This window comes from Sulfitobacter sp. 15WGC (assembly GCF_005068605.1).
GTDB classification, from domain to species: Bacteria; Pseudomonadota; Alphaproteobacteria; order Rhodobacterales; family Rhodobacteraceae; genus Sulfitobacter; species Sulfitobacter faviae.
The window spans coordinates 259,801-279,617 of the sequence record NZ_SZNL01000002.1 but is presented as its reverse complement, the minus strand read 5'-3'; the positions used below and the strand labels follow the sequence as shown (position 1 = coordinate 279,617).

Sequence of the window (19,817 nt, the reverse complement as noted above, 5' to 3'; positions counted from 1 at the left end):
ACCTCAAGGGTGCCGCACTCTGGCCAAGCGGGCGGTGGGACATGTGTCGCAATGAATAGCACGGACAACACTCTTTCGCGTGGTGACATCGCGATCGTCGGCATGTCGGTGACGGTGCCCGGCGCCGAAGGGATTGATGCCTATTGGGCGAACCTGCGCGATGGGGTGAGCGCGCTCAAGCGCCGCGAAGCGGCAGAGCTGCGCGCCGCCGGAGAGAGCGCCGAGCGGATGGCCCGGCCAAACTATGTGCCCGTCACCGCCGATATGCCCGGCTTTGACATGTTCGATGCGGAGTTCTTTGGCTTTTCGCCAAAAGACGCCGCCATCCTCGACCCGCAGCACCGCAAGTTTCTTGAGATAGCTTGGGAGGCAATGGAGCAAGCGGGGCATATGCCCGAAAGCCTCTCCGGCCCGGTGGGCGTCTATGCTGGCTGCGGCATGGGAAGCTATTTCTATTTCAACATCTGCTCGAATCCAGACCTCGTCGAGGACGTGGGCATGTTCCTGCTGCGCCATACCGGCAACGACAAGGATTTCCTCTCGACCCGGGTGAGCCATGTGCTTGACCTCAAAGGCCCGTCGATCAACCTGCAAACCGCCTGTTCGACCTCGCTGGTGGCGATCCACTACGCGGCTCAAGCGCTGCGCGCGGGTGAGATCGACATGGCGTTGGCTGGCGGGGTGACGATCGAACTGCCGCAGGGGCGCGGCTATGAATTCAAGGAAAACGAGATCCTTTCGCCCGACGGCGAATGCCATGCTTTCGACCACCGCGCGCAGGGCACCGTCTTTGGCTCCGGCGCAGGCGCCGTGGCGCTCAGACGGTTGGAGGATGCTGTCGCGGATGGTGACCACATCTGGGCGGTCATCAAAGGCTCGGCGGTCAACAACGACGGCGCGGCCAAGGCGGGCTATCTGGCACCTTCCGTGGACGGGCAGACAGCGGCCATCGCCCGCGCGCTCGATGATGCGGGCGTGGCGGCGCAGAGCATCGGCATGGTCGAATGCCACGGCACCGGCACCTATCTGGGTGACCCGATCGAGGTGGCCGCGCTGACCCAAGCCTACCGCGCCGAGACGCAGGCCGAAGATTTCTGCCGCATCGGATCGGTCAAGACCAATATCGGCCATCTTGACACCGCGGCAGGCGTGGCGGGGTTGGCCAAGGCGGCGCTGTCGCTGCACCACCAGCAGATCCCGCCCTCGCTGGGTTATGAGGCGCCGAACCCGGCGATCCCTTTTGAGGGCTCGCCCTTCCGCGTCAATGACCGGCTTTACGACTGGCCCGCGCAAAGCACCCCGCGCCGCGCCGCGGTCAATGCGCTTGGCGTGGGCGGCACCAATGCGCATATGATCTTGGAAGAGGCACCGGCCCGCGCGGCCTCGGAAGCCTGCGATTTCCCTTTCCATGTGCTCTGCCTCTCGGGGCGCAGCAAAGCGGCATTGAACGCCAACAGCGCCGCGCTCGCAGCACATCTGCGCTCCCATCCCGAACAGCCCTTGGCCGATGTGGCTTTCACCCTGAAAGAGGGCCGCCGCGGTTTTGACAAACGCCGCGTCTTGGTCGCCGAAAACCATGCGGAAGCCGCGGCCCTGCTGGAGGCGGGCGACAGCCGCCGTGTCTTTACCCATGACCACCTCGGCCCCGATCCCGAAGTCGTTTTCATGTTCCCCGGCGGCGGCGCGCAATATGCCGATATGGCCCGCGATCTTTACGAGACTGAGCCGGTCTTTGCCGAATGGATGGACCGGGGGCTGGCCCATCTGGCCCCGCAGCTCGACTACGACATTCGCGCGATCTGGCTGCCAGAGCCTGAGGGCCGCGCGGCAGCCGAGGCAAAGCTGAAACGCCCCTCGGTGCAATTGCCGCTAATCATGATCGTTGAATATGCGTTGGCGCAGCTTTGGCTGTCTTGGGGCGTGAAACCCGCCGCAATGGTGGGGCATTCCATGGGCGAGAATGTCGCCGCCTGTCTTGCCGGGGTGATGCGTTTTGAAGACTGTATCGACCTCGTTCTGCTGCGCGGGCGGTTGTTTGACGAGGTGCCATCGGGCGGGATGATTAGTATCGCCGCGGCGCTAGAGCGGATCACGCCGCTTCTGGGCGAGGCCCTTGATATCGCCAGCGTGAACGGCCCGGAACTGATCGCGGTTTCCGGCCCCGAAGACGCGCTAAAGGCGCTGCAAGAGCGGCTCGACGCCGCCGGTCTTGACCATCAGCGCATCGCCATCGACATCGCCGCGCATTCGCGGATGTTGGACCCGATCCTCGACCGATACCGGGCCTTTCTCGCCACGCTTGACTTGCGCGCGCCGCAGATGCCTTTCTTGTCGAACCGCAGTGGTGAGGTGATCACGGCGCAGATGGCGACGGACCCCGATTATTGGGTCGAACAGCTCCGCCACACGGTGAATTTCGCCGATTGCATCAATACTCTGAGCAGTGATGCACCGCGGGTTTTCCTTGAGGTCGGGCCGGGCAAGGCGCTTTCCGCCTTGGCGCAGATGCACGCTAATGTGGCCCCGGGGCAGGTGATGTCTTCGCTGCGCCACCCCGAGCAAGAGATCGCGGATGATGCCTATTTCCTCGGGGTGATCGGGCGGCTCTGGGCCTGCGGGGTCGAGGCCGATTGGGCGCAGATTTGGGGCGAGGCACGGCGCAACCGCGTGGTGCTGCCGACCTATCAATTCCAACGCGCGCGCTATTTCATCGAGCCGGGTGAGGCGGCGGCGCGCCCTGCCGAGCAACCGCTGCAACGGCTGGATGATATCGGCGACTGGGGCGCGCTGCCGCATTGGCAACCGCGCTATGCCGAACGGGATTTGGACCTCTCCGGTCCACTGAACTGGCTCGTCTTTTCCGATACGGCGGGGCTGGGGGCCGAGGCCGCGGCACGGTTGCGGGCCGCAGGGCATCGGGTGGTGGAGGTCACGGCGGGGGATGCCTTTGACCGCGTCAGCGCCGATCATTTCACGCTCGCCGCCGAACAGGGGCGGTCGGGCTATGACCAGTTGATCGCAGCGCTTGAGGCCGATGGGCGGAGGCCCGACCGGATCGCGCATTTCTGGCTGACCGATGATCAGGCCGCCCCGCGCCCCGGCTCCAGCCGGTTTGACCGCAATGTCGAACAGGGGTTTTGGAGCCTGACGTGGCTCGCGCAGTCCTTGGCCGAGGCCGAGAACCCCGCGCCGCTGCACCTCAGCGTCTTCACCACCGGTGCCGCGCAGGTCGCGGAGGAGGGGCTGGCCTATCCTGAAAAAGCGCTCATTTCCGGCCCCGTCGGGGTCATGACGCGCGAAGTGCCGGGGCTGACGGCGGCTCAGATCGACTTGCCCGACGCCGCCCCCGTGGCGCCTTCCGGGTGGTTCGCGAAACCGGTGGCGCCCGCGCCGGTGATTGACCCCGCGGACCTGATCGAAGAGCTTTTGGCGACCCCCGCCAACCTCCAAATTGCCCATCGTGCTGGCCGCCGCTATGAGCTGGGCTTCCGCGCCGCCGCGCTGCCCGAGGCTGATCTGCCGGGCTGGAAGTCACAGGGAAGCTACCTCATCACCGGCGGTTTCGGGGGCATCGGCCTGACCCTCGCGGCGGATATTCTTGAGATGCCCGGCACCCGCGTGATCCTGCTGAGCCGCGCGGCCCTCCCGATGCGCCATGAATGGGACAGCTACCTTGCCAGCCACGGCCCGGCGGATGCCACGGCGCGGCGTCTGCGGGCTATCCTGCGGCTTGAGGCCAAGGCGGCGCAATCGGGCGGGGCGGTCGAAGTGGCCCGCGCTGATGTCGCCAACCTTGCGCAGATGCGCCGGGTGATCGACGGCCTGACCGCGCGCCACGGCGGGCTGACGGGGGTGATCCATGCCGCGGGGGTGCTGGACGACGCGCCTCTTTTGGCCAAAACGGATGCGAATATCGACGCGGTGCTTGCGCCCAAGGTGCAGGGGCTGCGGGTCTTGGATCAATTGCTGCCCGATGGCGCACTCGACCTCATGGTGCTCTTCTCCTCGACCTCCACCGCGACCCGCGCGGCGGGGCAGGTGGATTATGTGGCGGCCAATGCCTGGCTCAACGCCTTTGCGCAATCGCGGCGCGCGGCGCAGACCCGCGTGGTGGCGGTGAACTGGGGCGTTTGGGCCGATGTCGGCATGGCGGCAGAAAGCCTTGGCGGCGGCGGTGCCGTGGCGCTGCCCGCCCGCCCGATCAAGGCGGCGCTGCTGGAAACCGCCGGGTCGGGTGAGAGCGGCGCGCCCGAATTCACGACCGAGGTTACAGCCTCGCATTGGCTGCTTGACCAACACCGCACCTTGGATGGCCGCGCGATCATGCCCGGCACGGGCTATATTGAGCTTTTGGCCGAAGCGGCGGCGGCCCAAGGGCTAGACGGCTTCACCCTGCAAGACCTCTATTTCCTGCGCCCCCTGCCGTTGGCCGATGGGGCGCGGCGTCGGATCAAGATCACCCTGACGCCTGAGGGCGCGGGCTTTGCCGCCGAGTTGCGCAGCGCCTGTGTGGTCAACGGCAAGCCCGCGTGGCAGTTGCATGTCCAAGCGCGGCTGTCTCCGGCGGGCGACAGTGCCGAACCGCTTGACCTCGCGGCCATCGCCGCCCGTTGTAGGGATGTGGCCGAGGCCGCCCCCGGGCGCCATCTGCCCGCTGTTCAAGAGGCACATTTGAAGTTCGGCCCGCGCTGGCATGTGTTGCAATGCACCGCCCTCGGGCAGGGTGAGGGCATCGCCACATTGCACCTGCCCGAGGCAGCACAGGGTGATCTGACCGATGGCTACCTGATGCACCCCGGTCTGATGGATATCGCCACCGGCTGGGCCATGGCGCTGATCCCCGGCTATGCCGCGCGCCACCTTTGGGTGCCGCTGTCCTATGGGGAAATCACGCTCCACGCCCCGCTGCCTGCCGAGGTCCGCTCGCATGTCCGTCTGGTCGAGGGCACGGGGGCCGAGGGTTTGGCCCGTTTCGACGTGACGATCACCGATCCGCAGGGCACGGTTCTGGTCGAGGTTCGTGATTTCGCGATGAAGCGGCTCGAAGCGGCCTTTGCCGAGGTGCCCCCGCCCGACGCCCGCGAAGTGACCTTTGAAGATGCTGACAGCAGCGAGAGCCTCAGCCCCGCCGAAGAGCGTCTGGCCCGTCTGGTGCGCCAAGGCATCCGCGCGCAGGAGGGGCCAGAGGCGCTGCGCCGCGCGCTGGCGCTGGAGGCGCCGCAGGTCATGGTCTCTTCGCTGCCCTTGCAAGGGCTGATCGCGCAGGCCGATGCGCCGCTGACCGATGCCGCCGCCCAAGGGCAGAGCTTTGAGCGGCCCGATCTCGACGGCTCCTTCGTTGCCCCGCGCAATGGGATCGAAGAGCGGTTGGCCGAGATCTGGTCGAACCTTTTGGGCGTCAGCCCCGTGGGGGTCGAGGACAGTTTCTTTGACCTCGGCGGCCATTCCCTGATCGCGGTGCGCCTCTTCGCGGCGGTCAAGCGTGAGTTCAAGGTGGAGTTCCCGATCTCCGTCCTTTTCGAAGCGCCGACCATCGCCAAATGCGCAGCGCTGATCTCGACGGAGCGGGGGGATCTGGCGCAGGCGGAGGTGGTCGAGACAGAGGCGGCGACCTCGCAACAGCGCTTTGACTACCTCGTGCCGCTCAACCAGTCCTCGCGAGACGCGACACCGCTGTTCGTGGTCGCAGGGATGTTCGGCAATGTTCTGAACCTGCGCCACCTTGCCCTGCCGTTTAGCAATGAGCGCCCGGTCTATGGGGTGCAGGCCCGTGGGCTGATCGGGGACGCGGCCCCTCATGAAGAGGTGCAGACCGCCGCGGCGGATTACATCGCCGAAATCCGCGCGTTGCAACCCCAAGGGCCTTATTTGCTGGCCGGATACTCCGGCGGTGGGATCACGGCCTATGAGATGGCGCAGCAGTTGAAGGCGGCGGGGCAGGAGGTGGCCGTTCTTGCGATGCTCGACACGCCGTTGCCCGTGCGCCCGTTGCTCAGCAAGATCGACAAGGTGCATATCAAGCTGGCCGAACTGCGCCGCAAAGGCCCGGCCTATCTGCTGGAATGGGCGCGCAACCGCTGGGCGTGGGAGCGTGAGCGGCGCCGGGCGCCGCAAGAGACGAGCGGCGAGGGCGAGGGGGTTTCCTTCAACAGTTTGCGCATTCAGGCGGCGTTCCTCCGCGCGGTGGGACGGTATGAAACCCCGCAGTGGGACGGACCAATGACCCTCTTCCGCCCGCCGCTGGATCGGCATTGGGCGGTCTCTGACGGGCAGTATGTCACAGCGGAGAAGGAATATGTCTATGAGGACAACCAGTGGCGGCAATATGCGCCGCGCTTGCAGGTGATCGAAGTGCCGGGCGATCACGTCAGCATGGTGCTGGCCCCGAATGTGACCGTGCTGGCCCAAGAGCTTGCCGAGGTGATTGCGGCAGCCCTGCCCGAAGGCGCAGGCTACGACCACACCCAAGCCACGGCGGCGGAATGATGCAACAACCGCCCCGCCTTCTGGTCGTCATCCTCAATTACCGCACCGCAGAGATGACCCTGCGCGCGGCTGAGGCCGCTTTGGCCGATATGCCCGATGCGGGTGCCGAATTGGTGATCGTCGACAATGACAGCGGCGATGGCTCTGCCGCGCTTCTGGCGCAGGAGATTGCCGCGCGGGGCTGGGGCGCGGGCAACCGGGTACGGCTGATCGCATCGCCCCGCAACGGCGGCTTTGGCGCGGGCAACAACTTGGCCATGCGGGCGGGGATGTCCGACGGGTCCGCGCCGGATTTCGTGCATGTGGTGAACTCGGATGCTTTCCTCGATCGCGGCTGTATCGGGGCGCTCTTGGACCACCTGCAAAACCACCCCCGCGCCGGATTGGCTGGCAGCCATGTCCGCGGGGAGGATGATCTGCCCCATGCGACTGCCTTTCGTTTCCCCTCTGCCGCCGGAGAGTTGGAGGCCGCTGCGCGCTTTGGCCCGCTGACGCGGCTGCTCTCTGCCTCGGTCGTGGCGCCGCCCCTGCCTGAAAAGGCGGCGCAGGTTGATTGGGTGGCCGGAGCCAGTGTCATGATGCGGTGGGAGATGTTGGCCGAGATCGGCCTCTTCGACGAAGCCTATTTCCTCTATTATGAGGAAACCGACCTTTGCCTGCGGGCCGCGCGGGCGGGTTGGGACTGCTGGTATGTGCCGCAGGCGCGCTGCGTGCATGTCGGCTCGGTCTCCACCGGGATGAAGGAATGGCGGCGCATGCCGCGCTATTGGTTCGACAGCCGCCACCGCTATTTCGCCAAGAACCATGGCCGCGCCTATGCTGCACTGGCCACCTTCGCCCGGCTTGCCGGGGGCGGGTTGCACCATCTGCGCTGCCTGCTCACCGGGCGCCGCCCCGAAGACGCGCCGGGTTTCTATCGCGACCTTGCGGCCCATGCGCTCACCGCGCGGCGCGCGGCCCCCGCCGTTCAAGACCCAAGCCGTAGCCCCGCCACGGAGGACCGTTGATGACCGTCAGCTTCAAGACAGACCCGTTCACCGCCCTCTTGATGGGCGACGAATCCCTCACCATCGCCTGCGGCGACATGCTGCTGGCGGGCGGGCACCGGATCGCTGCCGTGCTCACCCGCGACGACGCGGTGCGCGCTTGGGCTGAGGGGCAGGGGCTGGCGCTTTGCCGCGATGCCGAGGAACTCTTGCCGATGGGGCTGGCCGCCGACTGGCTGTTGAGCATCGCCAACCTGCGGCTGATCCCCGATGCGGTTCTGGCGCTGCCCAAACGCGGGGCGGTCAACTTTCACGATGGTCCGCTGCCGCGCTATGCCGGGCTCAACACACCCGCTTGGGCGATCATCAATGGCGAGGCGCGGCATGGGGTCAGTTGGCATCTGATCGAGACCGGCGTCGATACCGGCGACCTGCTGGCGCAGCGCGATGTTGATATCGCAGCCGATGAGACGGCCTTCAGCCTCAATTCCAAATGCTACGCCGCCGGGATGGAAAGCTTTGGCGAGGTTCTGGCTCAGTTGGAAAGCGGCAGCCTGCAAGCCACCGCCCAAGACCTGAGCCAGCGCAGCTATTTCGCGAAGGACAAACGGCCCGAGAACGGCGGGCTGATCGATTTTACCAAAACGGCGGAGGAGATCGGCGCGCTGGTTCGTGGCCTTGATTTCGGAAGCTATTGGAACCCGCTGACCACGGCGAAAATTCTGGGCACGGGTGGCGCGGTGCTCTCCGTGTCCCGCGTGGAACGCGCGGCGGGGCAGGGCGGCACGCCCGGCGAGGTTGTCGAGGTTGACGAGGCGCGGCTGATCGTGGCGGCGCAGGACGGGCATATCGCCCTTCATGACCTGCGCGATATGGCGGGCGAGAGTGCTGCGCCCGCGCAGTTCTTCGCCGCCGGGGATATATTGCCTCAAACGGCTGGCACGGCTCCGGCACCGGCTGGGGAGGCATATTGGCGGCGTGCTTTGACCGGGTTCGACGCGCTGCCGGTCCCATTGGCCTCGACTGCCGAAACGGCATCGACATGGAACGTTCGCGAACTCGCTCTGCCGCAGGGAAGCGACCCACTGCACCAAGTCGCCGCCGCCGCCCTCGTCGCGCTGCGCAGCGCCGGGGCCACCGAGGGCGGCATCGCGATGCTGCGTGAAGGCGCGCCGGCGCCGCTCATCGCCGATTGGCTGCCGATCACCATCACGGCAGAGGCGGAGACACCGGTGGCGGCGTTGCTGGCCCAGCTGGACCCCCAACTCACCCGCGCGAAGGATGCCGCGGGTTTCGCCCGCGACCTGCCGCTGCGCGATCCGGCAATTGACATGGCTGCCGCCCCGGATTTCGCGATCTCCTTTAGCGATGAACCGCTTGTGGGGGCAGCGCTGACCCTCTGCCTCACCCAACGGGGGGCGCGGCTCCATGCCGACGCTGCGCGGCTGTCCGACGCCGCGGTCGACCTCCTCGCCGCGCGCTTTGAGGCGGCCTTTGCCAAGATCACCGACGCCTCGGACTGCAGCACCGTCTGGGCGCTTCCAGATACCGAGGCGCGGATCTTGGCCCGCGTCAACGCGACGACGCGCGCCTATGACCCCCACACCATCCACGCCGCTTTCGAGGCGCAGGTGGAGCGCACCCCCGACGCGCCCGCGCTGGTCTTTGAAGGTGAGACGCTGAGCTACGCCGCATTGAACGCCCGCGCCAACCAATTGGCGCATCTGCTGCGCGATAGGGGGGCGGGGCCGGGGATGCCGGTAGCGCTTTGCGTCGCACGGGGGGGGGACCTGCTGGTCGGCACGCTTGGCATCCTGAAAGCCGGAGCCGCCTATGTGCCGCTCGATCCAGCCTATCCGGCAGACCGTCTGGCGCATTACCTCGCGGACAGCGGCGCATCTATCGTGGTCACGCAATCGGCCCTCACCGCCAGCCTGCCGCCGCATGACCCGCGGGTGGTTGAGATCGACCGTGACCCGCGCCTTGCCACAGCACCGACGGCGAACCCCGCCGCCAGCGCCGGGCCGGATGACCTTGCCTATCTGATCTACACCTCCGGCTCGACCGGGACGCCCAAGGGCGTCATGGTCAGCCACGGCAATGTGGCGAATTTCTTTGCCGGGATGGACGACCGGATCGACCATGAGGCGGGGGCGGTCTGGCTTGCCGTGACAAGCCTCAGCTTCGACATTTCGGTCTTGGAGCTGTTTTGGACCCTCGCGCGGGGGTTCAAACTGGTGCTGGCGGGCGATGACAGCCGGGCGCTCATGTCGAACGGCCCAATTGCCACGAGCGACCGCAGGATCGACTTTAACCTGTTCTATTGGGGCAATGACGATGGCGTCGGCCCCAAGAAATACGAACTGCTGCTTGAAGGGGCGAAATTCGCCGATGCCCACGGGTTCAACGCGGTCTGGACGCCCGAGCGGCACTTCCATGCCTTCGGCGGCCCTTACCCCAACCCCTCCGTCACCGGCGCGGCTGTGGCGGCGGTGACGCAGAACCTCGACGTGCGGGCAGGGTCCTGCGTGGCGCCGCTGCACCATCCCGCACGGATTGCCGAGGAATGGGCGGTGATCGACAATCTGACCAATGGGCGCGTCGGCCTCGCCATCGCCAGCGGCTGGCAGCCCGACGATTTCGTGCTGCGCCCGGAGAACACGCCGCCCGAAAACAAGCCCGCGATGTATGACGCCATCGACCAACTGCGCAGGCTCTGGGCCGGGGAGCCGGTAGAATTCCCCCGCGCCGATGGCACGCCCCATGCGGTGGTGACCCAGCCGCGCCCCGTCTCTGACAAACTGCCGATCTGGGTGACCACGGCGGGCAATCCGCAGACTTGGAAGGAAGCGGGGGAGATTGGGGCCAATGTGCTGACCCACCTGCTGGGGCAGTCTGTGGAAGAGGTCGCCGAGAAGATCAGGATTTACCATGACGCCCTGCGCGCGGCGGGCCATGATCCGGCGGACCATCGGGTTACCGTCATGCTGCACAGCTATCTCGCCCAGACCCGCGCCGAGGCCGAAGAGACGGCGCGCGGCCCGATGAAGGACTACCTGCGCTCGGCGGCGGGGTTGATCAAACAATACGCATGGGCCTTCCCGGCCTTCAAAAAACCGGCGGGCACGACGAATCCGTTTGAGATCGACCTCGATGGCCTCTCGTCCGAGGAAATGGACGCGATCCTTGAGTTCGCCTTTCAACGCTATTTCAACGACAGCGGCATGTTCGGCACCGTGGCCGATGGTCTGGCGCGGGCCGAGCAACTCAAGCGGATCGGCGTGGATGAGATTGCCTGTCTGATCGACTATGGCATTCCGACCGACAAGGTGATGGCGGGGCTTGCGCCCTTGGCCGAGGTGTTGCACCGCGCCAATGCGGGCGGGCAACCGGCGGCAGATGACCACTCCATCGCCGCGCAGATCATTCGCCACGGGGTGACCCACCTGCAATGCACGCCTTCAATGGCGCAGATGATGGTGATGAACGACGAGGCGCGCGGCGCTTTGGCGCGGATCAAATCGCTGATGATCGGGGGGGAGGCGCTGCCCGGCACCCTGCTACGCGCCCTGCGCACGGCGACCTCGGCAAAGATCCAGAACATGTATGGCCCGACCGAGACGACGATCTGGTCCACGACCCATATGCTCGACGGTGCCGAGGCCACCACCGCGCCCATCGGCAGGCCAATCGCCAATACGCAAGTTCATATCCTCGACCCCGCGCGGCAGCCGCTGCCCATCGGTGCGCCGGGGGAGCTTTGGATCGGGGGCGATGGTGTCACGCAGGGCTATTGGCAACGGGCCGAGATGACGACGGCGCGTTTCATCGACGATTCTTTCACCGGTGGGGGTCACCTTTACGGCACGGGCGATCTGGTGCGGATGGACGCCGAGGGCGTGCTGCATTTCGAGGGCCGCGCCGATGCGCAGGTCAAGATACGCGGCCACCGGATTGAGCTAGGCGAGGTTGAGGCGCGTCTTGCCGAATTGCCGGAGGTGCGCCAAGCCGTGGCGGTGCTTCGCGAGGATGCCGGGCAGGGTGGCGCGCAGTTGATCGGCTATGTGGTCGCGGAAAAGACGGTGGATAGCGACGCCGCGCGGCGGCAATTGGCGGCGCATCTGCCCGATATCATGGTGCCGCAGGCCATCGTCACACTCTCTGCCATGCCACTGACGCCGAACAAGAAAATCGACCGCAAGGCGCTGCCCGCCCCGACCCGGCAAAGCGCGCCCACAAATGCCGCGCCGCAGGCCGAGACGCCCGCGGTCGGCAGCCAAGCGGCGATCGCGCAGGTCTGGAGCGCGCTTTTGGGGGTAGGGGACATTCGCGGCGAGGATAATTTCTTTGCCCTCGGCGGCCACTCGCTGCTGGCGGTACAGGCGCATCGCGACATCAAGGCGGCTTTGGGCGTCAGCGCCCTGTCGATCACCGATATCTTCCGTTTCCCGACCCTGGCCGGACTGGCGGCACATATCGACGGGCTGGGGGGCAAGACCGCCGCACCGGCCAAGACGCCTTCTGCCGCCGAGACGCCGGCACGGTCCGAGACCATGTCGAAACGTCGCCTCATGCGGGCCGCGCGTGGCCGCGGGCGGGGGTGAGGTGACGGCGGAGGGCGAGATCAGGGCGGCTGTTCAGGCTCTTTTCGACCTGCCGGTCGCCGTCGCCGTGACCCGCCCCGGCAGAGCCTATCCGCCCTTGCTGGCGGGCGAAGCCACCCCCATCGCGCGCGCAGGGCCCAGACGGGTCGCCGAATTCACCGCCGGACGCCACGCGGCGCGGGAGGCAATGCAGGCGCTTGGCCATCCGCCCGCGCCGGTGCTGGCCAGCGCCGACCGCGCGCCGATTTGGCCACCCGGCCTGACCGGGTCCATCAGCCACTGTGACGACTGGTGCATCGCGGTTCTGGCGCGCAGGGCAGAGGTGGAGACCCTCGGCGTCGATATCGAAGACGACAGCCCGCTGCCCGCAGACCTGCTCAGCGAAATCTGTCTTCCGGCGGAAATCACCCGCCTCGGCGGTGCGGACCTAGCGGCTGCGAAACGCATCTTTTGCGCCAAGGAGGCGGCCTATAAGGCGCAGTACCCAGCGACCAAGGCGCTTTTTGGCTTTGATCGGCTCGAGGTCACCCTATCTGGCGATAATACCACCTTCGACGCGCGATTTACCCAAGACACAGAAGGCTTTAGCCGCGGCAATAAGCTGCCGGGGCGGATCGCGTCGGTGGCGGGCCACCTTGTCAGCGGGGTGGCGATTGGGCAGATTGATCGCAAAGGAGCTTGATCTCATGGTCGCACTCTCACGCCGTCTCTTTCTGGGGGGCGCCGCGCTTGCCAGCCTCGGCGGCGGGTCTTGGGTCTTTCGCCGGGCGCAGTTGCAGGACCGGGCGGAGGAACTCTATGCCACGCCGCTGAGCGCGCCTTCGGGGCCGATGCAGGTCTATCATCTGGGGCATTCGCTGGTGGGCCGCGACATGCCCGCGATGCTGGCGCAGTTGGCGGGGGCGGGGCATAGCTATCACAGCCAGACCGGCTGGGGCAGTTCGCTGCGCGACCATTGGGAGCCGGATGTGCCTGTGAACGGGTTCGAGCGCTCCAACGATCACGCGCAGCACCGGCCCGCCCGGGCGGCCATCGGCTCGGGCGATTACGGCGCGGTGGTGCTGACCGAGATGGTCGAGATCGCCGATGCCATCCGCTATCACGACAGCCCTGACTACCTTGCCCATTGGGCGCGGCTGGCCCATGCCGCCCGGCCCGATATCCGCGTTTACCTCTATGAGACATGGCACCATACAGATGACGGCCACGGCTGGCTGAAGCGCATCGACCGGGACTTGAATAAATACTGGCGGCGGCAGGTGATCTACCCCGCTTTGCTGGAAGCGGAGGTGCCCATTCATCTGATCCCCGCCGGGCAGGTCATGGCGGCCTTTGTCCGGGCGGTCGATGCCGCCGGTGGGGTGGGCGGTATCATCAGCCTGCATGACCTCTTTTCGCGCGATGAGAATGGCCGCCCCGATACGATCCACTTTAACGATCAGGGGGCTTACCTCGTGGCACTGACCCATTACGCGACCCTCTATCACCGCGACCCGGCAGGGTTGCCCCACGAACTGCTGCGCGCCGACGGCACCCCGGCGCAGGCCCCAAGCGCGGAGGCCGCGCGGCTGATGCAGCGGGTGGTCTGGGACGTGGTCCGCGCCCATCCCGACAGCGGGGTCGCGGCATGAGCGGTCTGGGCGGGCTGTTCTCGGTCCTGATGGTGGGCCACAGTCTTTTCGGGGCCGACGGGCCGGATATGCTGCAAGAGGCGCTGCGCGCCGGGGTGGGCCAAGGCGAGGTGCGCGCGCAGATCATCAACGGCGCGCCCCTGCGCTACAATTGGGATGAATCGGATCGGGCCGAGGGCGTGGATGCCCGTGCGCTGCTGCCCGAAGGGGACGTCACCCATCTCATCCTGACCGAGGCGATTCCGCTGGCCAATCACACCCGCTGGTCGGACACCGAAGTCTATGCGCAGGCCTTCTTTGGCCTCGCGGCGGCGGCCAATCCGGAAGTGAAAGTCTATCTGCAAGAGACATGGCATTCGCTGAAAAGCGGCAGCGGGGAGCCGGTGGCCTATGACGATCACGCCCATATCCCGTGGCGCGAAAGGTTGGAGAGCGATCTGCCCGTGTGGGAGGAGATCGCATCGGCCATGCGCGCGGGGCGCAGTTCCGAGAACGCGACGATTGAGGTGATTCCAGCCGGGCAAGCGATGGCCCGTCTCTATGATGAAATCGCCGCCGAGAACCTTCCCGGGCTGACCGGGATCGACGCGCTTTTCGCGGATGACATCCATCTGAACGACCTCGGCCACTACTTCGTCGCCATGGTGCAATATGCCACGCTGACGGGCAAAGACCCGCTGGGGCTGCCGACGGATTTCAATGATCGCTGGGGCAAGGCTTTCGACACGCCCCAGCCTGATCTTGCCCGCGCCTTGCAGCGGGTGGCCTGGGAGGCGGTGCAGGACTATCAGGGCGGTGCCGTGATGCCGGCGCCCCCCGCGACGCGGCCCGTGGCCAAGGACAACGCCCAGACCGCGCCGATAGCCCCGACCGGCCCGCCCGCGCCCAGCCCGGCCAGCGATGCGCCCGGGGCGGCGAAACCTCTCGATCCGCCCGCCTCATTCGAGATTACCGCCCCTGAGGAGGCCGTTGCGGGCACCCGCGATATGGGCATCGGCCTCGCCGCCATTGCGGATTGGAGCGTGCAAGCGCCTTTCCTCGACCTGATGAAAACCGCCCGCCCGTGGCTTGGCCATGTGGCCGGGCGTTTTGGCGGGATGGAATATGCGCAGCTGGTCGAAGGCGGCTATCTCAATGCCGAGGGCTGGCCGGTGAAGATGCCGCGCGAACTTGGCAGCATCGGCACGTTGATCCTCACCGACCTGCCGCCGCAGGCGGCGACGCTTAAAGGCCGCTATCTGCTCCGCTTCAAAGGGCAGGGCGTGATCGAGGTCACGGGCCGGGCCGAGAATGTGCGCTATGGTAAGAACGAGGTGCGGTTCGACTATGCGCCGGGGCCGGGCAGTGTCGACATTCGCATTCAGCGCATGCACCGCAACAACCCGCCGCGTGAGATCACCGTGGTTCGCGAAGACCGCGTTGCCGATTACGACGCCGGGGCGCGTTTCAACCCTGATTGGACGCGGCATCTGACCGGGATGAAGGTGCTGCGCTTCATGGATTGGATGGCCACCAACGACAGCCCCATCGCCACTTGGGAAGACCGTCCGCGCCCCGAGGACGTGACCTATGCCCTGCGCGGCGTCCCGGTGGAGGTGATGGTCGCATTGGTCAATGAACTGGGGATCGACCCGTGGTTCAACATGCCGCATCTGGCGGATGATGGCTATGTGACCGCCTTTGCGACCTATGTCGAAGAGGCGTTGGAGGGCGAACGCAAAGCCTATGTGGAGTTCTCGAACGAGGTGTGGAACTGGCAATTCGCCCAGACCCAATGGGCCGATGAGATGGCGCAGGCCCGCTGGGATGAGGCCGAGAAGGGGATGCAGTTCTACGGCCTGCGGGCCGCCGAAGTGGCACGCATCTGGACGGATGTCTTCGGCGGAGAGGCCAAGGCGCGGTTGCGCAATGTGATCGCGAGCCAAACCGGGTGGCTGGGGCTTGAGCGCGAAGCCTTGGAAGCGCCGCTTTACGTGGCCGAGCAGGCGGGCAACAGCGCCCCCGCCACGGCCTTCGATGCCTATGCGATCACCGGGTATTTCGGCGGCGTGCTGGGGTTGGAGGAGAATGCCGAATTGGTCAGCGGCTGGCTGTCGGACAGCCTTGCCAAGGCCCGCGCCGAGGGGGAGGCGCAGGGGCTCAGCGGCGGCGCTTTGGCCGAGTATATCGCGGCCCACCGCTTTGATGCGGCAACAGCCCATGCGGCGCAGGACCTGCGCAACGGGGGCACCAGCGGCTTGGAGACTGACACGCTGGCCGATCTCGTCGGCCGCGTTTGGCCCCATCACGCTGCCGTGGCCCGGGCGCATGACCTCGATCTGGTGATGTACGAAGGCGGCAGCCATGTGGTCGGCCTCGGCGCGCAGGTGAATGACGAAGGGCTGACCGCGTTCTTCCACCATCTGAACTACGCCCCCGAGATGGGCGCGCTCTATACCGATCTGATGGCGGGCTGGTTGGCCGTGGGCGGGCAGATTTTCACCCATTACTCCGATGTCTATGCGCCGACGAAATGGGGCTCTTGGGGGGCGCTGCGCTATCTGGCGGATGACAATCCGCGTTGGCACGCTTTGGCCGCATGGAAATGAACAACGGCGCGTTCCAAGGGGTGAGTGTGTTGATCCCCGCCCATGATGAGGCCGACTGGCTGCCCGCCTGCCTTGACGCGCTCTGCGCCTCCGCGCCGCTGGCGGGGCCGGTTGAGGTGATCGTCGTGGCCAATGGCTGCTCGGACAACACCGCCGAACGCGCCCGCGCGGCGATCCCGTCGTTCGAGGCGCGGGGCTGGGTGTTGCGGGTGCTGGAACTGGCGCAAGGTGGCAAGCTTGGCGCGTGGAACGCGGGCGAGGCGGCGGCGCGGGGGGCGGTGCTGGTCTATCTCGACGCCGATGTGCTGGTGTCACCGCCCCTGCTGAGCCAGTTGCAAGAGGCGCTGGCGGGGGACGCACCGCGCTATGGCAGCGGGGTGCCGCGGGTGACGACCTCGGGCGATTGGGTGACGCGCCATTACACACGGTTCTGGCGGACGACCGGTTTCATGACCCATGGCGTGCCGGGCTTTGGCGTCTTTGCGATGAACCGCGCCGGGCGGGCGCGGTGGGGGGCGTGGCCCGATATCATCTCGGATGATACTTTCGCGCGGCTGAACTTTCGCCCCGAGGAGCGTATCGCCGTGCCGGCCCGCTATGACTGGCCGATGATCGAAGGTTTCGCGCCGTTGGTGCGGGTGCGCCGGCGGCAAGATGCAGGCGTCGTCGAGGTGGCGCGGCTGTTCCCCGAATTGATGCACAATGACGATCCCCATGACCGACTGCGCCCCTTTTGGCGGCGGGCGCTGGCCGACCCCTTGGGCGCGCTGGTCTTTGTGGCCGTGCGGCTCACGATCCATGCGCCGGTTCTGCGCAGTACGAACCGTTGGGTGCGGGGGCGCTAGCGGGTGGCCTCTTGCATGTGCTGGGCGAGTTTCGCCGCCTCGCGGGCGACATCGTGGCGTGCGAAGACCCGCCTGCGGGCTTTTGTGCCCATTTCCTCTAACGCGGGGAGGGGGGCGTCGTGCAGGGCGGCCATCGCCTCGGCCAAGGCCGCCACATCGCCTGCGGGCACCAGCCATCCGGTCTCGCCCGGCTGCACCAATTCCGGCGTGCCTGCGATATAGGTGGCGATCACCGGGCGGGCGGCGGCCATCGCCTCCATCACCACCATGGGCAGGCCTTCGGCGAAACTGGGCATCACAAGTGCATGGGCGGCGCCGAGTTCTGCTGTCACGCGGGCTTCATCGACCCAGCCGGTGAGGGTGATGCGCCCTTGCAGGCCTAGGCGGGCGACGTCGGCCTCGATCACGCCGCGCAGGGGGCCGTCGCCGATCAGGGTCAGATGCAGATCGGGGTGGCTCTCGCGCAGCCGGGCCATGGCGTCGATCAGGGCAAGCTGGCCTTTCTGCTCTACAAACCGTCCGATGGAGACGAGGCGGCGCGGGCCATCGGGCAGGGGGGCGGGGGCCGGGAATTTGGCGGGCTCGATGCCGCAATGCACGACCTTGATGCGCGGCCAATCCGCCGGGTCGGCCCAACGGCACAGCTGGCTGCGCCCGAACTGGCTGATCGCCACGGCAAAGGCCGCGTGGTGGATTTTCGCGCCGAGCGAGAGGGCACGCGGGCTGTCAAATTCCTCGGGCCCGTGGGTGGTGAAACTATAACGCGGCCCGCCCAGCCTGTGGCAAAGCATCGCGACCATCGCGGCGTTGGTGCCGAAATGGGCGTGCAGATGTTGGGTGTCACTGCCCTCCAGCCGGGTGCGCAGATAACAGGCCTCGGCCAGATAGATCAGATGGCGGGCCAGCCCCGTCTCGGCCCGGCGGGCGGCCTGCCAGACGTCGCGCAGCGCTTGGCCGAACCGCCGCGGCGCGCGCAGCATCAGGCGCAGACTGGCACGGGCGAGGGCGCTGCCACCGGCGGCCAGCACATAATGGGTCGCTGCCGCCTCGGCCTTGTCCTGCGGATCGACCAAGGGCACATCGGGGCCGCGCATGGCGAAACGGTCCACCTCATGGCCCGCCGCCTCTAGCGCCGCGATCTCGCGCCGGATGAAGGAATGCGAGGGCTGCGGATAGGTGTTGAGGATATAGGCGATCTTCACGGGCGGTGCGGCCTTAGCTTGGGGCTGATAAACCTTGTTACCCGCCCGCTTGCCACTGGCACAAGGGCGGGCGAGGCTTTAGGCTCTCGCAGAGAACTGGCAGAGGCGCAGCAACGGGTGTTTTCCAAGCTTTCCCAAGCGGTAACGGGCAATCGCCTGATGGCACGGGCACTGCGCTCGACCTCTTGGATCATTTTGGGTTATGGCGGGTCGCAGGCGATCCGGCTGGCGTCGAACCTGATCCTGACGCGGCTGCTCTTTCCCGAAGCCTTTGGCCTGATGGCGCTGATACAGGTGGTGATCGTCGGGCTGACGCTGTTCTCGGACGTGGGCATCGCCCCCTCCATCGCGCAGAGCAAGCGTGGCGATGATCCGGACTTCCTGAACACCGCTTGGACAATCCAAGCGATCCGGGGGGCGTGTCTGTGGCTGGCCGCCTCTGCATTGGCATGGCCGGTGGCGGCGTTTTACGACGAGCCGCTCCTGCTGACCTACCTGCCCATCGCGGCGTTGAGCCTTGTGGTGGCCGGTTTCAATCCGACACGGATCGAAACGGCGCATCGGCATCTGCAAATGGGGCGGCTGACGCTGCTGGACCTGACATCGCAGGTGATTGGCATCGCGGTGATGATCTTGGGCGCGGCGCTCTATCAATCGGTGGCGGCGTTGGTGATCGGCGGCGTGGTGGGGGCCGTGGCGAAACTGGCGTTGACCCATGCCTTTCTGCCGGGGCCGAGCAACCGCTTTCGCTGGGAGCGTCCGGCGGTGCGCGAATTGGTGCATTTCGGCAAATGGATCTTCCTGTCGACCATGTTCTGGTTCTTTGCCAGTCAGGGGGACAAGGCGATCTTGGGCAAGTTCCTCTCGCTCGAAGGGTTGGGCATCTACAACATCGGTTATTTTCTGGCGAGCTTTCCGCTGCTGCTGGGGCAGAATGTCACCGGGCGGGCGATGATCCCGATCTACCGAGAGGCGGGGGGCGGCGATCATCCCAAGCTCAAGCGGATGCGCTATGGGCTGAGCGGCGGGCTGCTGGCGCTCTTGGTGGTCATGGCACTGGCGGGGCCGTGGTTGGTCTCGGTCCTCTATGACCCGCGCTATCTGCAAAGCGGCGCGATCTTGGTGATGCTGGCGCTGGCGCTGATGCCGCAGGTGATCGGGATGACCTATGATCAAGCGGCTTTGGCCGCGGGGGATTCGCGGCGGTTCTTCATCTCTTCGGCCTCAAGGGCCAGCCTGCAAGTGGGGCTGCTGCTGGCGGGGGTGATCGCTGCCGGTTTGCCGGGGGCGCTGATCGGGTTGGGGGCCGCGATGGTGCTGTCGCATCTGGTGCTGATCTGGCTCGCAAGGGCGCATGGCGTCTGGGACGCGCGGCATGATCTGACCTTCGCCCTCTTGGGGCTGGCGCTCGGCGCGCTGGCGCTTTGGCTACATTGGGACCGGGTTCTGGGGTTGAGCGCCACGGTCTAGGCGGT

At 66.6% G+C, this 19,817-nt stretch carries 9 protein-coding genes; 8 read left to right on the top strand and 1 reads right to left on the bottom strand.

Annotated elements, in window-relative coordinates; genetic code table 11:
• Window positions 1–51 precede the first annotated feature (51 nt).
• The 7 genes from FCK22_RS02810 to FCK22_RS02780 are packed head-to-tail and all read left to right on the top strand — an operon-like array spanning window position 52 to window position 17,140.
• Window positions 52–6,486 (top strand): type I polyketide synthase, encoded by a 6,435-nt coding sequence (locus FCK22_RS02810; protein ID WP_067261054.1) that lies wholly within the window; start codon window positions 52–54, stop codon window positions 6,484–6,486.
• On the top strand, window positions 6,483–7,493 hold the full coding sequence (locus tag FCK22_RS02805) for a glycosyltransferase family 2 protein (protein WP_331710976.1): 1,011 nt from the start codon (window positions 6,483–6,485) through the stop codon (window positions 7,491–7,493). The genes FCK22_RS02810 and FCK22_RS02805 overlap by 4 nt, the downstream gene beginning before the upstream one ends.
• Window positions 7,493–12,076 carry a MupA/Atu3671 family FMN-dependent luciferase-like monooxygenase gene (locus FCK22_RS02800; RefSeq protein WP_136720195.1) on the top strand — a complete coding sequence of 1,528 codons (4,584 nt, stop codon included), beginning with the start codon at window positions 7,493–7,495 and terminating at the stop codon, window positions 12,074–12,076. The genes FCK22_RS02805 and FCK22_RS02800 overlap by 1 nt, the downstream gene beginning before the upstream one ends.
• Window positions 12,057–12,758, top strand: a complete 702-nt coding sequence (locus FCK22_RS02795) for a 4'-phosphopantetheinyl transferase superfamily protein (protein WP_136720193.1) — start codon at window positions 12,057–12,059, stop codon at window positions 12,756–12,758. Before FCK22_RS02800 ends, FCK22_RS02795 begins: the two co-directional genes overlap by 20 nt.
• 4 nt (window positions 12,759–12,762) lie before the next feature.
• Window positions 12,763–13,707, top strand: coding sequence for a hypothetical protein (locus FCK22_RS02790; RefSeq protein WP_067262854.1), 945 nt, complete (start codon window positions 12,763–12,765; stop codon window positions 13,705–13,707).
• Window positions 13,704–16,295 carry a hypothetical protein gene (locus FCK22_RS02785; protein WP_067262857.1) on the top strand — a complete coding sequence of 864 codons (2,592 nt, stop codon included), beginning with the start codon at window positions 13,704–13,706 and terminating at the stop codon, window positions 16,293–16,295. The genes FCK22_RS02790 and FCK22_RS02785 overlap by 4 nt, the downstream gene beginning before the upstream one ends.
• The gene (locus FCK22_RS02780; RefSeq protein ID WP_082852000.1) at window positions 16,286–17,140 is read left to right on the top strand and encodes a glycosyltransferase family 2 protein; all 855 of its coding nucleotides are present in this window, start codon (window positions 16,286–16,288) and stop codon (window positions 17,138–17,140) included. Before FCK22_RS02785 ends, FCK22_RS02780 begins: the two co-directional genes overlap by 10 nt.
• Here the strand turns inward: FCK22_RS02780 and FCK22_RS02775 are convergent.
• Complete coding sequence (locus FCK22_RS02775; protein ID WP_136720191.1) at window positions 17,137–18,342, bottom strand: glycosyltransferase; 1,206 nt, start codon at window positions 18,340–18,342, stop codon at window positions 17,137–17,139. The two genes, FCK22_RS02780 and FCK22_RS02775, sit on opposite strands and share 4 nt — an antisense overlap.
• Window positions 18,343–18,501: 159 nt before the next feature.
• Between FCK22_RS02775 and FCK22_RS02770 the strand changes: the two genes are divergently transcribed.
• Window positions 18,502–19,812 carry an oligosaccharide flippase family protein gene (locus FCK22_RS02770; RefSeq protein ID WP_136720189.1) on the top strand — a complete coding sequence of 437 codons (1,311 nt, stop codon included), beginning with the start codon at window positions 18,502–18,504 and terminating at the stop codon, window positions 19,810–19,812.
• The last annotated feature ends 5 nt before the right edge of the window (window positions 19,813–19,817 follow it).

What these genes read in the sequence shown, in the direction of transcription:
- FCK22_RS02810 (WP_067261054.1), top strand. Translation starts at nt 52, where the DNA reads ATGAATAGCACGGACAACACTCTTTCGCGTGGTGACATCGCGATCGTC.
- FCK22_RS02805 (WP_331710976.1), top strand. Translation starts at nt 6,483, where the DNA reads ATGATGCAACAACCGCCCCGCCTTCTGGTCGTCATCCTCAATTACCGC.
- FCK22_RS02800 (WP_136720195.1), top strand. Translation starts at nt 7,493, where the DNA reads ATGACCGTCAGCTTCAAGACAGACCCGTTCACCGCCCTCTTGATGGGC.
- FCK22_RS02790 (WP_067262854.1), top strand. Translation starts at nt 12,763, where the DNA reads ATGGTCGCACTCTCACGCCGTCTCTTTCTGGGGGGCGCCGCGCTTGCC.
- FCK22_RS02785 (WP_067262857.1), top strand. Translation starts at nt 13,704, where the DNA reads ATGAGCGGTCTGGGCGGGCTGTTCTCGGTCCTGATGGTGGGCCACAGT.
- FCK22_RS02780 (WP_082852000.1), top strand. Translation starts at nt 16,286, where the DNA reads ATGGAAATGAACAACGGCGCGTTCCAAGGGGTGAGTGTGTTGATCCCC.
- FCK22_RS02770 (WP_136720189.1), top strand. Translation starts at nt 18,502, where the DNA reads ATGGCACGGGCACTGCGCTCGACCTCTTGGATCATTTTGGGTTATGGC.